Origin of the sequence: Streptomyces sp. NPDC058373 (assembly GCF_042723275.1) — a bacterium.
GTDB lineage: Bacteria > Actinomycetota > Actinomycetes > Streptomycetales > Streptomycetaceae > Streptomyces.
Genome location: NZ_JBHXJE010000003.1, coordinates 107318 through 122405, shown reverse-complemented (window position 1 = coordinate 122405; position 15088 = coordinate 107318). Strand labels below are relative to the sequence as shown.

At 71.8% G+C, this 15088-nt stretch carries 13 protein-coding genes; 2 read left to right on the top strand and 11 right to left on the bottom strand.

All coding sequences use genetic code 11. The annotated features are described in order from the left end of the window. Window positions 1–86 precede the first annotated feature (86 nt). The 7 genes from ACFWMZ_RS03240 to ACFWMZ_RS03210 are packed head-to-tail and all read right to left on the bottom strand — an operon-like array spanning window position 87 to window position 7938. Entirely contained in the window at window positions 87–2615 is a 2529-nt protein-coding gene (locus ACFWMZ_RS03240; RefSeq protein ID WP_383172637.1) for an NADH-quinone oxidoreductase subunit G, read from the bottom strand. Continuing rightward, window positions 2612–3964: an NADH-quinone oxidoreductase subunit NuoF gene (nuoF, locus tag ACFWMZ_RS03235; RefSeq protein WP_383172639.1), complete on the bottom strand. Its 1353-nt coding sequence runs from the start codon at window positions 3962–3964 to the stop codon at window positions 2612–2614. Before nuoF ends, ACFWMZ_RS03240 begins: the two co-directional genes overlap by 4 nt. After that, window positions 3961–4809 (bottom strand): NADH-quinone oxidoreductase subunit NuoE, encoded by an 849-nt coding sequence (gene nuoE, locus ACFWMZ_RS03230; protein WP_383172754.1) that lies wholly within the window; start codon window positions 4807–4809, stop codon window positions 3961–3963. Before nuoE ends, nuoF begins: the two co-directional genes overlap by 4 nt. A 35-nt stretch (window positions 4810–4844) precedes the next feature. Beyond that, complete coding sequence (locus ACFWMZ_RS03225; RefSeq protein ID WP_383172641.1) at window positions 4845–6224, bottom strand: NADH-quinone oxidoreductase subunit D; 1380 nt, start codon at window positions 6222–6224, stop codon at window positions 4845–4847. Next, complete coding sequence (locus ACFWMZ_RS03220) at window positions 6224–6976, bottom strand: NADH-quinone oxidoreductase subunit C (RefSeq protein WP_383172643.1); 753 nt, start codon at window positions 6974–6976, stop codon at window positions 6224–6226. The genes ACFWMZ_RS03225 and ACFWMZ_RS03220 overlap by 1 nt, the downstream gene beginning before the upstream one ends. Further along, complete coding sequence (locus ACFWMZ_RS03215; RefSeq protein ID WP_383172645.1) at window positions 6973–7527, bottom strand: NuoB/complex I 20 kDa subunit family protein; 555 nt, start codon at window positions 7525–7527, stop codon at window positions 6973–6975. The genes ACFWMZ_RS03220 and ACFWMZ_RS03215 overlap by 4 nt, the downstream gene beginning before the upstream one ends. Before the next feature lie 51 nt (window positions 7528–7578). Then, window positions 7579–7938 carry an NADH-quinone oxidoreductase subunit A gene (locus tag ACFWMZ_RS03210; protein WP_003948737.1) on the bottom strand — a complete coding sequence of 120 codons (360 nt, stop codon included), beginning with the start codon at window positions 7936–7938 and terminating at the stop codon, window positions 7579–7581. 882 nt (window positions 7939–8820) lie between these two features. Here ACFWMZ_RS03210 and ACFWMZ_RS03205 point away from each other — a divergent pair. Beyond that, the gene (locus tag ACFWMZ_RS03205) at window positions 8821–9606 is read left to right on the top strand and encodes a C40 family peptidase (RefSeq protein WP_383199328.1); all 786 of its coding nucleotides are present in this window, start codon (window positions 8821–8823) and stop codon (window positions 9604–9606) included. A gap of 104 nt (window positions 9607–9710) precedes the next feature. Here ACFWMZ_RS03205 and ACFWMZ_RS03200 read toward each other — a convergent pair whose 3' ends face one another. Next, window positions 9711–10997: a geranylgeranyl reductase family protein gene (locus ACFWMZ_RS03200; RefSeq protein ID WP_383172649.1), complete on the bottom strand. Its 1287-nt coding sequence runs from the start codon at window positions 10995–10997 to the stop codon at window positions 9711–9713. A gap of 102 nt (window positions 10998–11099) precedes the next feature. Between ACFWMZ_RS03200 and ACFWMZ_RS03195 the strand changes: the two genes are divergently transcribed. Further along, window positions 11100–11606: a GNAT family N-acetyltransferase gene (locus tag ACFWMZ_RS03195; protein WP_383172651.1), complete on the top strand. Its 507-nt coding sequence runs from the start codon at window positions 11100–11102 to the stop codon at window positions 11604–11606. Window positions 11607–12436: 830 nt separating this feature from the next. Here ACFWMZ_RS03195 and ACFWMZ_RS03190 read toward each other — a convergent pair. The 3 genes from ACFWMZ_RS03190 to mqnC all read right to left on the bottom strand — a co-directional run bounded on the left by ACFWMZ_RS03190 (window position 12437) and on the right by mqnC (window position 15048). After that, entirely contained in the window at window positions 12437–13132 is a 696-nt protein-coding gene (locus ACFWMZ_RS03190; RefSeq protein ID WP_383199326.1) for a demethylmenaquinone methyltransferase, read from the bottom strand. Window positions 13133–13202: 70 nt separating this feature from the next. Next, window positions 13203–13835, bottom strand: a complete 633-nt coding sequence (locus ACFWMZ_RS03185) for a hypothetical protein (protein ID WP_383199324.1) — start codon at window positions 13833–13835, stop codon at window positions 13203–13205. Between the two features lie 13 nt (window positions 13836–13848). Continuing rightward, window positions 13849–15048, bottom strand: a complete 1200-nt coding sequence (gene mqnC / locus ACFWMZ_RS03180) for a cyclic dehypoxanthinyl futalosine synthase (protein WP_383172657.1) — start codon at window positions 15046–15048, stop codon at window positions 13849–13851. Window positions 15049–15088 lie beyond the last annotated feature (40 nt).

Sequence of the window (15088 nt, the reverse complement as noted above, 5' to 3'; positions counted from 1 at the left end):
GTTCCCCGGCAGGGGGCGCGGGCCTCCGGCGGGGGGCGCCCCCCGGTCGCGGGCTTCCAGCTCCCGCGCCGGGACGACGGACGGACTCACGACTCCTCCACTTCCGCCGGGGCCGCGGCGGCCGGGGCGATGCGCACCAGCTGGCCGGGGACGGCCCCGGTGTCCGAGGCCACCCCGGTACCGGTGGAGTTCAGCGGCAGCCAGACCACCCGGTCGGGCATGTCGGTGACGAGCAGCGGCAGTTCGAGGCTGCCCGCCGGGCCCGTCACCGTGAGGCCGGTGCCGTCGGCGGCGCCGATCTCGGCGGCGGTCGCGGCGGAGAGCCGGGCCGGGGCGGCGTGCCGTGTCCCGGCCAGCGCCTCGTCGCCGCGCTGGAGCATGCCTTGGTCGAGCAGCATCCGGTGCCCGGCGAGGACGGCCTCACCGGCGGCGGGCCTCGGCAGCGCGGCCCCGGCCGGGGCCTCCGGCGGGACGGCGGGGCGGGACGGGCGGGCGTCCCAGCCGCCGAGCCGGTCCAGTTCGCGGCGGGCGGCGCGGATGTCGGGCAGGGCCAGCTCGCCGCGGCCCTCGCTGTCGGCCTCGGCGACCGCGTCGGCCAGCATGTGCAGGACGCGCAGGTCGCCGGGGGCGAGGCGGCGGGTCATCTGCTCGGGCTTGAGCGCCGCCTCGAACATCCGGGCGCGGCCCTCCCAGTTGAGGAAGGTGCCGGACTTCTCGGCGACCGCGGCGACCGGAAGCACCACGTCGGCCCGCTCGGTCACCTCGGAGGGACGCTGTTCGAGGGAGACCACGAACTGAGCCCGCTCCAGGGCCTGCCGGGCCCGGGCCGGGTCGGGCAGGTCGGCCACCTCGACGCCGCCGACCAGCAGCGCGGTCAGCTCGCCGGAGGCGGCGGCCTCGACGATCTGGCCGGTGTCGCGGCCGTACCGGTGCGGCAGTTCGGCCACGCCCCAGGCGGCGGCGACCTCGTCGCGGGCGCGCGGGTCGGTGGCCGGGCGGCCGCCGGGCAGCAGCGAGGGGAGCGCCCCGGCCTCGACGGCGCCGCGCTCACCGGCGCGGCGCGGGATCCACACCAGGCGCGCGCCGAGCGCGGCGGCGGCCCGGACGGCGGCGGTCAGGCCGCCCTCGACGGCGGCGAGGCGTTCGCCGACGACGATGACGGCGCCCTCGGCGCGCAGCGCCTCGCCCGCCTCCTGGCCGACGCCCTCCAGGCCGAAGCCGGTGCCGAGCGCCTTGAGCCACTCGGTCTCGGTGCCGGGGGCGGCGGGGAGCAGGGTGCCGCCCGCCTTGGTGAGGCCGCGGGTGGTGTGGGTGGCCAGGGCGAAGGTGCGCTGGCCGTGGCCCCGCCACGCCTTGCGGAGCCGCAGGAAGACGCCGGGCGCCTCCTCCTCGGCCTCGATCCCGGCGAGCAGGACGGCGGGGGCCTTCTCCAGGTCGGCGTAGGTGAGGCCGCCGCCGTCGAGGTCGCGGCCGCGTCCGGCGATCTGGGAGGCGAGGAAGTCGGCCTCCTCACCGCTGTGCGGGCGGGCCCGGAAGTCGATGTCGTTGGTGTCGAGCGCGACCCGGGCGAACTTGCTGTAGGCGTAGGCGTCCTCGACGGTCAGGCGCCCGCCGGTGAGGACTCCGGCGCGGCCGCGGGCGGCGGCGAGCCCCCGCGCGGCCGTCTCCAGCGCCTCCGGCCAGCTGGCCGGTTCCAGGACGCCGGCCTCGGAGCGGACCAGGGGCTGGGTGAGGCGCTCGGGCGACTGGGCGTACCGGAAGCCGAACCGCCCCTTGTCGCACATCCACTCCTCGTTGACCTCGGGGTCGTCGGCGGCGAGCCGCCGCATGACCTTGCCGCGGCGGTGGTCTGTGCGGGTGGCGCAGCCCCCGGCGCAGTGCTCGCAGACGCTGGGCGAGGAGACCAGGTCGAAGGGGCGCGAGCGGAAGCGGTAGGCGGCGGAGGTGAGGGCGCCGACCGGGCAGATCTGGATGGTGTTGCCCGAGAAGTACGACTCGAAGGGGTCGCCGTCGCCGGTGCCGACCTGCTGGAGCGCGCCGCGCTCGATCAGCTCGATCATCGGGTCGCCCGCGATCTGGTGGGAGAAGCGGGTGCAGCGGGCGCAGAGCACGCACCGCTCCCGGTCCAGGAGGACCTGGGTGGAGATCGGGACGGGCTTCTCGTAGGTCCGCTTCCTGCCCTCGAAGCGGGAGTCGGGGTCGCCGACCTGCATCGCCTGGTTCTGGAGCGGGCATTCGCCGCCCTTGTCGCAGACGGGGCAGTCCAGCGGGTGGTTGATGAGGAGCAGCTCCATCACGCCGCGCTGGGCCTTCTCGGCGACCGGGGAGGTGAGCTGGGTGCGGACCTCCATCCCCTCGGTGCAGGTGATGGTGCAGGAGGCCATGGGCTTGCGCTGGCCCTCCACCTCGACGATGCACTGGCGGCAGGCGCCGGCGGGGTCGAGGAGCGGGTGGTCGCAGAAGCGCGGGATCTCGATGCCGAGGAGTTCGGCGGCGCGGATCACCAGAGTGCCCTTGGGCACGGAGATCTCGACTCCGTCGATGGTGAGCGTCACCAGGTCCTCGGGCGGCACCCCGGCCGGGGTGCCGGGTGCGGCGCCGGACGTCACGGTCATGCCTTGGCCTCCAGGTGCTGGTCCGCCCAGAGCGTCGACTTCGCGGGGTCGAAGGGGCAGCCCTTGCCGGTGATGTGCTGTTCGTACTCGTCGCGGAAGTACTTGAGCGAGGAGAAGATGGGGGACGCCGCGCCGTCGCCGAGCGCGCAGAACGACTTGCCGTTGATGTTGTCGGCGATGTCGTTGAGCTTGTCGAGGTCGCTCATGCGCCCCTTGCCCGCCTCGATGTCGCGGAGCAACTGGACGAGCCAGTACGTGCCCTCGCGGCAGGGGGTGCACTTGCCGCAGGACTCGTGGGCGTAGAACTCGGTCCAGCGGGTGACGGCGCGGACCACGCAGGTGGTCTCGTCGAAGCACTGGAGCGCCTTGGTGCCGAGCATGGAGCCGGCGGCGCCGACGCCCTCGTAGTCGAGGGGGACGTCGAGGTGCTCGTCGGTGAACATCGGGGTGGAGGAGCCGCCGGGCGTCCAGAACTTGAGGCGGTGGCCGGGGCGCATGCCGCCGCTCATGTCGAGGAGCTGGCGCAGGGTGATGCCGAGCGGTGCCTCGTACTGGCCGGGTCCGGCGACGTGGCCGCTGAGCGAGTAGAGCGTGAAGCCCGGGGACTTCTCGCTGCCCATCGAGCGGAACCACTCCTTGCCCTGCTGGAGGATGGCGGGAACCGAGGCGATCGACTCGACGTTGTTCACCACCGTGGGGCAGGCGTAGAGGCCGGCGACGGCGGGGAAGGGGGGCCGCAGGCGGGGCTGTCCGCGGCGCCCTTCGAGTGAGTCGAGGAGGGCGGTCTCCTCGCCGCAGATGTAGGCGCCGGCGCCCGCGTGCACCGTGAGTTCGAGGTCGAGGCCGCTGCCGAGGACGTCCTTGCCGAGGTAGCCCGCCTCGTACGCCTCGCGCACCGCCTCGTGCAGGCGGCGCAGGACGGGGACGACCTCGCCGCGCAGGTAGATGAAGGCGTGGCTGGAGCGGATCGCGTAGCAGGCGATCACGATGCCCTCGATGAGGGAGTGCGGGTTGGCGAAGAGGAGCGGGATGTCCTTGCAGGTGCCGGGCTCGGACTCGTCGGCGTTGACGACGAGGTAGTGCGGCTTGCCGTCGCCCTGCGGGATGAACTGCCACTTCATCCCGGTGGGGAAGCCGGCGCCGCCGCGGCCGCGCAGCCCGGCGTCCTTGACGTAGGCGATGAGGTCGTCGGGGCTCATCGCGAGGGCTTTTCGCAGGCCCTCGTAGCCGTCGTGGCGGCGATAGGTCTCCAGGGTCCAGGATTCGGGCTGGTCCCAGAAGGCCGACAGGACGGGCGCGAGCAGCTTGTCGGGGCTGGTCTGGTTCATCTCGGCGGCCACGGTCATCACTTCCCCTCCTCGGAGCCGTCGCCGCCGCCGGTGACCGGACCGGCCGGGTTCTCGGGGTCGGCGGGCGCGGTCTGCTGCGGCGCGTCGTGCGAGCTGAGGTGTTCGGCGGGCGAGGGGGTGTGGCCGGTGGCGTCGGGGGCCGCGGCACCGTCCTGGCCGCGCGGGTGGACGACGCGCCGCTGCGGCAGTTCACCCTTGGCCAGCTTGAGGCCGATCAGGGAGGCGGGTCCGGCGCCGCCGGTCGCCTCGACCGCGCCGGGCCGCTCGTCGGGGAAGCCCGCGAGGATGCGCGCGGTCTCCTTGTACGTGCACAGCGGCGCGCCCCGGGTGGGCTCGGCGGTGCGGCCCTCGCGGAGGTCGTCGACGAGGCGCTTGGCGGAGTCGGGCGTCTGGTTGTCGAAGAACTCCCAGTTGACCATCACCACGGGCGCGTAGTCGCACGCCGCGTTGCACTCGATGTGCTCCAGGGTGATCTTGCCGTCCTCGGTGGTCTCGTCGTTGCCGACGCCGAGGTGCTGCTTCAGCTCGTCGAAGATGGCGTCGCCGCCCATGACGGCGCAGAGCGTGTTGGTGCAGACGCCGACCTGGTAGTCGCCCGAGGGCTTGCGCCGGTACATGGTGTAGAAGGTGGCGACGGCGGTGACCTCGGCGGTGGTGAGGCCGAGGAGTTCGGCGCAGAAGGCCATGCCGGTCCGGGTGACGTACCCCTCCTCGGACTGCACGAGGTGGAGCATCGGCAGCAGCGCGGAGCGGGAGTCCGGGTAGCGGGCGATGATCGCCTCGGCGTCGGCCTTGAGCCGGGCGTGGGTCTCGGCCGGGTACGCGGGGGCGGGGAGCTGGGGCATACCCAGGGCCACCGAGGGGCTGGGCGGTGTGGCGGTCACCGGTCGACGCCTCCCATCACGGGGTCGATGGACGCGACGGCGACGATGACGTCGGCGACCTGGCCGCCTTCGCACATGGCCGCCACGGCCTGCAGGTTGGTGAAGGACGGGTCGCGGAAGTGGACCCGGTAGGGGCGGGTGGTGCCGTCGGAGACGACGTGCGCGCCCAGCTCGCCCTTGGGGGACTCGACGGCGGCGTACGCCTGGCCGGGCGGGACCCGGAACCCCTCGGTGACCAGCTTGAAGTGGTGGATCAGGGACTCCATCGAGGTGCCCATGATCTTCTTGATGTGATCGAGGGAGTTGCCGAGGCCGTCCGGGCCGAGCGCGAGCTGCGCGGGCCAGGCGATCTTCTTGTCGGAGACCATGACCTCGCCGGGCTCGCGGAGCCGGTCGACGCACTGCTCGACGATCTTCAACGACTCGCGCATCTCGGCGAGCCGGATGAGGAACCGCCCGTAGGAGTCGCAGGTGTCGGCGGTCGGCACCTCGAAGTCGTACGTCTCGTAGCCGCAGTACGGGTCGGACTTGCGCAGGTCGTGCGGGAGCCCGGTGGAGCGCAGCACGGGCCCGGTGATGCCGAGGGCCATGCAGCCGGCCAGGTCCAGATGACCGATGCCCTTCATGCGGCCCTGGAACAGCGGGTTGCCGGTGGCGAGTTTGTCGTACTCGTCGATGTTCTTGCGGAGCGTCTTCACCGCCTCGCGGACCTGGTCGAGGGAGCCGGCCGGGAGGTCCTGGGCGAGGCCGCCGGGGCGGATGAACGCGTGGTTCATGCGCAGGCCGGTGATCAGCTCGAAGACGTCCAGGACCACCTCGCGGTCGCGGAAGCCGTAGATCATGATCGTGGTGGCGCCCAGCTCCATGCCGCCGGTGGCGATGGCCACCAGGTGCGAGGAGAGCCGGTTGAGCTCCATCAGCAGGACGCGGATCACCGAGGCGCGGTCGGGTACCTGGTCCTCGATGCCGAGGAGCTTCTCCACGCCGAGGCAGTAGGCGGCCTCGTTGTAGAAGGGGGTCAGGTAGTCCATGCGGGTGACGAAGGTGGTGCCCTGCGTCCAGTTCCGGTATTCGAGGTTCTTCTCGATGCCGGTGTGCAGGTAACCGATTCCGCAGCGGGCCTCGGTGACGGTCTCGCCGTCGATCTCCAGGATCAGCCGCAGCACGCCGTGGGTGGACGGGTGCTGGGGACCCATGTTGACGATGATGCGCTCGTCGTCGGATTTGGCGGCCGCCTCGGCGACCTCGTCCCAGTCGCCGCCGGTCACCGTGTAGACGGTGCCCTCGGTGGTCTCTCGTCCGGCCGAGTAGGCGGCCGCCTCGTCCTCGGCGGCGCCTGCGTGCCCGGCCTCCTGCCGGGGGTGGGAAGTGCTCATCAGCTGTACGACCTCCGCTGGTCGGGTGCCGGGATCTGGGCGCCCTTGTACTCGACGGCGATGCCGCCGAGTGGGTAGTCCTTGCGCTGCGGGTGGCCCTGCCAGTCGTCGGGCATCATCAGCCGGGTCAGCGCCGGGTGGCCGTCGAAGATGAGGCCGAAGAAGTCGTAGGCCTCGCGCTCGTGCCAGTCGTTGGTCGGGTAGACGGAGACCAGCGAGGGGACGTGCGGGTCGGCGTCGGGGGCCGAGACCTCCAGCCGGATCAGCCGGTTGTGGGTGATCGAGCGCAGGTGGTAGACGGCGTGCAGCTCGCGTCCCTTGTCCTGCGGGTAGTGCACGGCGCTCACCCCGGTGCACAGTTCGAAGCGGAGCGCCGGGTCGTCCCGCAGGGTGCGGGCGACGCGCAGCAGGTGCTCGCGCTCGATGTGGAAGGTGAGTTCGCCCCGGTCGACCACGGTGCGGTCGATGGCGTTCTCCGGGAGCAGCCCCTGCTCGTCGAGGGCGCCTTCGAGTTCGTCGGCGATCTCGTCGAAGACGCCGTACCCCTCGCGCGAACGCGGGCCGCCGTAGGGCCGGGTGGCCGGGCCGGGCAGCGAGACGGTGCGGACGAGGCCGCCGTAACCGCTGGTGTCGCCGGTGTCCTGGGCGCCGAACATGCCCCGGCGGAAGGCGATGGCCTCGCCCTCGCTCCGAGCGGCCGGGAGCGCGGAGTCCTCGCGCGGCGCCTCGGGGTCCTGGTGGTTGTCGCTCACCGCAGCAGCCCCTTCATCTCGATGGTGGGCAGCGCCTTGAGAGCGGCTTCCTCCGCCTCGCGGGCCGCCTCCTCCTTGTTGACGCCGAGCTTGGAGCCCTGCACCTTCTGGTGGAGCTTGACGATCGCGTCGACCAGCATCTCGGGGCGCGGCGGGCAGCCCGGCAGGTAGATGTCGACGGGGACGATGTGGTCGACGCCCTGGACGATCGCGTAGTTGTTGAACATGCCGCCCGAGGACGCGCAGACGCCCATGGAGATGACCCACTTGGGGTTGGGCATCTGGTCGTAGACCTGGCGCAGCACGGGCGCCATCTTCTGGCTGACCCGCCCGGCGACGATCATCAGATCCGCCTGGCGGGGCGAGCCGCGGAAGACCTCCATGCCGAACCGGGCCAGGTCGTAGCGGCCGGCGCCGGTCGTCATCATCTCGATGGCGCAGCAGGCGAGGCCGAACGTGGCGGGGAACATGGACGACTTGCGTACCCAGCCCGCGGCCTGTTCGACGGTGGTGAGCAGGAAGCCGCTCGGCAGTTTCTCTTCGAGTCCCATGGGTGGCTCTCAGACCCCTCTATCCCTCGTGGTCCCTCGTGGGCGTGCGGTTCAGTCCCATTCCAGGCCGCCGCGGCGCCAGACGTAGGCGTAGGCGACGAAGACGGTGAGCACGAAGAGGAGCATCTCGACGAGCCCGAAAAGCCCCAGGGCGTCGAAGCTCACGGCCCAGGGGTAAAGGAAGACGATCTCGATGTCGAAGACGATGAAGAGCATCGCCGTCAGGTAGTACTTGATGGGAAATCGCCCACCGCCGGCCGGAGTCGGGGTCGGCTCGATACCGCATTCGTAGGCTTCGAGCTTGGCCCGGTTGTACCGCTTCGGTCCGATCAGGGTGGCCATGACCACGGAGAAGACCGCGAAGGCCGCCCCCAGGGCTCCCAGTACGAGGATGGGCGCATACGCGTTCACCGCTCCTCGCTCCTCTCAGTCGGCACTGACTGCATTCGGCGACGTGGGCCCCTCGGCGATCCCGCCTGATCCGCCTGACGTGCTCACGAAGATCGCGAACATGTGAGGCAGTTCACAAGCCCAACTGCCCCGCATCCTATGCCTGCGGTCCTGTGATCTGCGACACGGGGGTCACCAACGTCTTTGTGATCTCCACCACCTGACGAAGGATCATGAAGTCGGATGAGCGGTGATCTTCACACGTGAAGCACCCGAGTGATCACCAGAGGTGACATCTTCGATCATCAGGGCAGGTAGGAGGGGGTTCCGCTAGCAAGATCGTCTTCTCTGAGCAACTTTGCGATGGACAGCGACGCTTGATATAGGGACAGGCCATCTATCGGCGTCCGACCTAAGCGGAATCACCCCCTCCGGCCGTCCCGCCCCCTCGCCCTCCCCGACTCGGGACGGACCGGCGAAAAGCGGACTCCTCGCCACCGCCCCTCCACAGGGGATCCAGAAGCCCTCCGGACGAGCGTGCGTGCACACGTTCACGAGCGCACGGGACGCAGCTGACGCAGTGACCGTTCCGTGACCTGTGCCACGTCCACCGGAGGGTGCGAATCCGGGGCTTGGCCATCCGGCCGCTGCGGTGGTATGCCGTGGGCAATTCGGGCGTAACGCGGAAAACCCGTGATCACACGCATGATCACGGCGGCCCGTTTTGCCCGTTGTGGCGTCAATAAGGGGGCGTGCGCCGCCCGTTCGGCGGGCAAAACGGACAGCTGTGGCGCACCCCACGTTTCTTGTGGGTAACCGGACGGCCCTGATAGCGGTTGTCCCATGTCCCACTCCGCTCCCATACGCAGCCACCGGAAGCCCCGCCGCCGCAGCACGTCGACCATGGCGCTGCGAGCCGGAGTCGCCGGTGGCGTCCTCAGCACCATCGCGGTCGCCGGCAGCGCCAACGCCGCCACGGCCGCCGAACCGGTCACCGAGACCATCGAAATGCCCACGCTGACCGCCACCCTCACCTCGAAGGTGGCCCAGTCCGCCGAGGCGACCCAGCAGGCCGCCGACGCGTACCAGTACCGCGCCGAGCAGCAGACCGCGGCCGAGAAGGCCGTCAAGGACGCCAAGAAGGCGCAGAAGGCGGCCGAGAAGAAGGCCGAGGCCGCCGCCAAGAAGAAGGCCGCCGAGCGCGCCGCCGCCGAGCGCGCCGCCCGCAGCGCCGAGCGCACCGACCTGTCGGGCGTGCAGACCGCCGCGGCCACCTCGTCCTCCGGCTCCGGCGAGTCCGCCGCCCCGAGCCAGGACGTCCCGGCCCCGGCCAGCGGCTCCGTCGCCTCGGTCGTCAGCTTCCTCCAGGCGCAGGTCGGCGACGCCTACGTCATGGGCGGCACCGGCCCCAACTCCTGGGACTGCTCCGGCCTCGTGCAGGCCGCCTTCAAGCAGGTCGGCGTGGACCTCCCGCGCACCTCGCAGGAGCAGTCGACCGCCGGCACCCAGGTCGGCACCTCCAACCTCCAGGTCGGCGACATCCTCTACTGGGGTGGCCAGGGCTCGGCGTTCCACACCGGTGTGTACATCGGGAACGGCCAGTACCTCGACGCCGCCAACCCCGGCAAGGGCGTCGTCGTCCAGGACCTCTCCGGCTACCCGGCCGACGGCGCGGTCCGCGTCCTGTGAGCTGAGCAGTACCCCCGTCCCCATACGCGCGAAGGCCCGCCTCCCTCGGGGGAGGCGGGCCTTCCGCCTGTCGTACGCCGGCCGTCGGGGGCCCGTCGGCCCGGTCAGGCCTTCGGGGCCACCTTCGCCAGGCCGTTGATGACGCGGTCCATCGCGTCGCCGCCCGTCGGGTCGGTGAGGTTGGCGAGCATCTTCAGGGTGAAGCGCATCAGCACCGGGTGGGTCAGGCCGCGTTCGGTGGCCAGCTTCATGACCTTCGGGTTGCCGATGAGCTTCACGAAGGCGCGGCCCATCGAGTAGTAGCCGCCGTAGGTCTCCTTGAGGACCTTCGGGTAGCCGAGCAGGGCGCGCTCGCGCTGGGCCGGGGTGGAGCGGGCGTGCGCCTGCACGATGACGTCGGCCGCGATCTGCCCGGATTCCATCGCGTAGGCGATGCCCTCGCCGTTGAACGGGTTGACGAGGCCGCCCGCGTCGCCGACCAGGAGCAGGCCCTTGGTGTAGTGCGGCTGGCGGTTGAAGGCCATCGGGAGGGCGGCGCCGCGGATCGGGCCCGTCATGTTCTCCTCGGTGTAGCCCCACTCCTCGGGCATGGAGGCGGTCCACGCCTTCAGCACCTCGCGCCAGTCCAGCTCCTTGAAGGAGGCGGAGGTGTTGAGGACGCCGAGGCCGACGTTGGAGGTGCCGTCGCCCATGCCGAAGACCCAGCCGTACCCGGGCAGCAGCCGGTCCGGGCCGGGGCCGCGCTTGTCCCACAGCTCCAGCCAGGACTCCAGGTAGTCGTCCTCGTGGCGGGGCGAGGTGAAGTACGTGCGCACCGCCACGCCCATCGGGCGGTCCTCGCGCCGGTGCAGGCCCATGGCGAGGGAGAGGCGGGTGGAGTTGCCGTCGGCGGCGACGACCAGCGGGGCGTGGAAGGTGACCGGGGTCTTCTCCTCGCCGAGCTTGGCCTCGACGCCGGTGATGCGGCCGGTGCGCGGGTCGGTGATCGGGGCGCCGACGTTGCACCGCTCGTGGAGGCGGGCGCCTGCCTTCTGGGCTTGGCGGGCCAGCTGCTCGTCGAAGTCGTCGCGCTTGCGGACCAGTCCGTAGTCGGGGAAGGTCGCGAGGTCCGGCCAGTCGAGCTGGAGGCGGTGGCCGCCACCGATGATGCGCAGGCCCTTGTTCCGCAGCCAGCCGGCCTCTTCGGAGATGTCGATGCCCATCGCCACCAGCTGCTTGGTGGCGCGCGGGGTGAGGCCGTCGCCGCAGACCTTCTCGCGCGGGAACGCCGTCTTCTCCAGCAGCAGCACGTCGAGGCCTGCCTTGGCCAGGTGGTAGGCGGTCGTCGAACCGGCCGGCCCGGCGCCGACGACGATGACATCCGCGGTCTGTTCGGTACGGGGCTCGTTCACTGCTGGCTCTCCCCGGGACTGGGTTATCGGGTGCCGTCCGGCACGGGACAGGTGCAGTCTATGCAGCGGCACCTGTCACCGAACTGAAGGGCCGCACCGAAGATGACCAACCCTCCGCCCGCGATCGGCCTGCGCGTCCCCACCGAGGAGGACGCCTACGCCTGGCACCGGGTGTTCGACGACCCCGAGGTCATGGAGTTCCTCGGCGGCAGGTCCGCCGAGCGTTCCGTCTACGAGGAGATGACCGCCCGCCAGCGCCGCCACGACGCCGAACTCGGCTTCTGCTTCTGGACGCTGACCGACGCCCGGGGCGAGGTGCTGGGCTTCACCGGCGCCCAGCCCTGGCCGCACGACTGGAGCCCGGCTGTGGGACAGATCGAGATCGGCTGGAGGCTGACTCGTTCCGCCTGGGGCCAGGGGTACGTGACCGCCGCCGCCCGCGAGACCCTGGAGCGGGTGCGTGCCGCCGGGGTCGAGGAGGTCGTGGCCCTGGTGGACGCGGCCAACCACCGCTCCTCGGCGGTGGCTCGGCGGCTCGGGATGGGCGAGCCCGAGGAGTGGCGTACGCCGTCCGGGCGGGCCGCCTACTGCTACCGGCTGAAGCTCTGACGGGGCGCCGGGGTGGCCTAGGGCTGTGGCCGCCCCTGATGGGCCTCAATCGCCGGCCGGGCTGTCTCGGCCGGGTTGTGGCTGGGCTCCGCCTCAGCCTGCCGCCCGTCGACCCTGCGGGTCGCCGATGCCGATGGCCTCAAACGCCGGCCGGGCTGTAGAGGTTCGCGGTTCGTTCGCCGTGTGGGTCGGGCGGGGCCGCACCGGGGTACCTCCTCACAAACTGCCAGGTGCGGGGTCAGTCGCTTCAAGGCGGCCGAGCACGGCAGTTTGCTGCGGGGGCACCCCGGCACGACCCCACCCTTCCGTCTCGTCGGCGTCGTCCCGCCGGTGGGAGGGAAAAGACGAGGCCGTCGCCCATTGATCTGTGTGGTGAGCTGAAGCGACGGCGGTGGTCACTGTGGAAGAGCGCGTTATCGGTGACGGCCTTCCCCCCCTCCGGCGGTCGGCCGCGTACGAGACCGTGGGGTGGGGACGTGTCGGGGTGCCCCCGCAGCAAACTGCACACGAGGCAGCCATACTCCAACTGACCCCGCACCATGCAGTTTGTGAGGAGGTACCCCGGCGCGGCCCCACCCCACCCACGCACCGGAGAAACCGCGAACCCAACAGCCCGGCCGGCGCTTGAGGCCAATCGGTGACCGGCACGGTCGAGACGAAGCCCAGCCAAAAACAGCCCGGCCGGCGCCTGAGGCCAATCGGTGACCGGCACGGTCGAGACGAAGCCCAGCCAAAAACAGCCCGGCCGGCGCCTGAGGCCAATCGGTGACCGGCACGGGCACTACCCGGCGTCCGCCGCAGAATGGCCGGAAAGGCGGGTACGGGCGGGCTCAGGCGGCCTTGTAGCCCCGGTGCAGGGCGACGATCCCGCCGGTCAGGTCGCGCCAGGCGACCTTGGCCCAGCCCGCCTTCTGGAGCAGGGCGGCCAGCGCGGGCTGGTCGGGCCAGGCGCGGATGGACTCGGCGAGGTAGACGTAGGCGTCCGGGTTGGAGGAGACGGCGCGGGCCACCGGCGGCAGGGCACGCATCAGGTATTCGGTGTAGACCGACCGGAACGGCGCCCAGGTCGGCTGGGAGAACTCGCAGATGACGACCCGGCCACCGGGCTTCGTCACCCGGTACAGCTCGGCGAGGGCCGCCGAGGTGTCCTGGACGTTGCGCAGGCCGAAGGAGATCGTCACCGCGTCGAAGGTGTCGTCGCGGAACGGCAGCCTCATCGCGTCGCCCGCCGTGAACGGCATCCACGGGTGGCGGCTCTTGCCGACCCGCAGCATGCCCAGCGAGAAGTCGCAGGGGACGACGTACGCGCCGGCGCGGGCGAAGGGCTGCGAGGAGGTCGCGGTGCCGGCCGCCAGATCGAGGATCTTCTGCGCGGGCCGGGCGTCGACGGCGCGGGCCACCTCCTTCCGCCACAGACGGGCCTGGCCCAGCGACAGCACGTCGTTGGTCAGGTCGTAATGGGCCGCCACGTCATCGAACATCGAGGCGACTTCCTGCGGCTGCTTGTCCAGAGATGCACGCGTCACCCCGCCATTGTGCCTCCGCCCGCCGCACACCCCGGGGCCGGGCCACCCCGGCGCGCCCCCGCCGGCCGGGTCAGCGGGCCCGGTGGACGAGCCGCCCGGCCAGCACGGTCGCCACGCAGGCGGCGGCGCCCCCGTCCCGCAGGGCCGCCGCGTCGGGTACGTCGAAGGCGGCGAGGTCGGCCCGCACGCCCCGGGTGAGCGGCGCCTCCGGCAGGGCCGAGTGAGCCGTGAACGGGTCGAAGGAGGGCTCGCCGGGCGTCAGGTCCGGGCGCGGGGCGACCGTGGCGACCCCGGCACGGACCAGCGCCGACCGTACGGCCGGGTCGGTGAAGGGCCCGGCGACACGGGTCACCCCGTGCCGCAGCAGGCGCTGGACGCCGCGCCGGACGCTGCCCGCCCAGCGGGTCCGGTCAGGGGCCAGCCGGGCGAGAGCGCCGCCGGTGAGGAGGGCGTCGCCGAGCAGGTCGTACTCGCGCGGGTCGGGGTGGTAGGCCCCCTCCAGCAGGGGCGCGGCCCGCCAGTGGGTGAGCCCCGCCGTGAGGACGCCGGGCCAGGCGCGGGTGCGGACGCCGGGGTGGGCGGCGGCCAGTTCCTCGCGCGCCCCGACCGCCAGCACCACCTCGCCCTGGACCAGCACGGCGCCGTCCGGCAGCGGGGCGGCGCCTGGCGGCAGCAGCAGCGGGGCGGTGTGGAGGGTCAGCACGGGGCGGCTCGCGTCAGTTGGGGGCGAGCAGCTTCAGTTCCGGGTGCGCGGTGCCGCCGTCGATGGCGGTGGAGGAGATGTGCGAGACCACGCGGTCGTCGGCCGGGTCGTCGGCCGGGTCGTCGTGGACCACCAGGTGCTCGTAGGTGGTGGCGCGCTGGGCGGGGACGCGGCCGGCCTTGCGGATCAGGTCGATGATCTCCAGGCGGTTGGAGCGGTGCTTGGCACCGGCCGAGGAGACGACGTTCTCCTCCAGCATGATCGACCCGAGGTCGTCGGCGCCGTAGTGCAGCGAGAGCTGGCCGACCTCCTTGCCGGTGGTCAGCCAGGAGCCCTGGATGTGCGCGACGTTGTCGAGGAAGAGACGCGCGATGGCGATCATCCGCAGGTACTCGAAGAGCGTCGCCTGCGTACGGCCCTTCAGGTGGTTGTTCTCCGGCTGGTAGGTGTACGGGATGAAGGCGCGGAAGCCGCCCGTGCGGTCCTGCGAGTCGCGGATCATCCGCAGGTGCTCGATGCGCTCCTCGTTGGTCTCGCCGGTGCCCATCAGCATGGTCGAGGTCGACTCGACGCCCAGCCGGTGGGCGGTCTCCATGATCTCCAGCCAGCGCTCGCCCGACTCCTTGAGCGGGGCGATGGCCTTGCGGGGGCGGGCCGGCAGCAGCTCGGCGCCGGCGCCCGCGAAGGAGTCGAGACCGGCGGCGTGGATGCGCGCGATGGCGTCCTCGACGGTGGTCTTGGAGATCCGCGCCATGTGCTCGACCTCGGAGGCGCCGAGCGAGTGGATCACCAGCTGGGGGAAGGCCTTCTTGATCGCGGAGAAGTGCTCCTCGTAGTACTCCACGCCGAAGTCCGGGTGGTGCCCGCCCTGGAACATGATCTGCGTGCCGCCCAGCTCGACCGTCTCCGCGCAGCGGCGCAGGATGTCGTCGAGGTCGCGGGTCCAGCCCTTCGCGGTGTCCTTCGGCGCGGCGTAGAACGCGCAGAAGCGGCAGGCGGTGACGCAGACGTTGGTGTAGTTGATGTTCCGCTCGATGATGTACGTCGCGATGTGCTCCGTACCGGCGTACCGGCGGCGGCGTACGGCGTCGGCGGCGGCGCCGAGGGCGTGCAGCGGGGCGTCGCGGTAGAGCGCCACCGCCTCCTCGGGGGTGATGCGGCCGCCCGCCGCGGCACGGTCGAGGACGGACTGAAGGTCGGCCTTCTCGGTCACGCGGCTGACACCTCTCGGCGCGGGGGAAAAATCTGTCCAC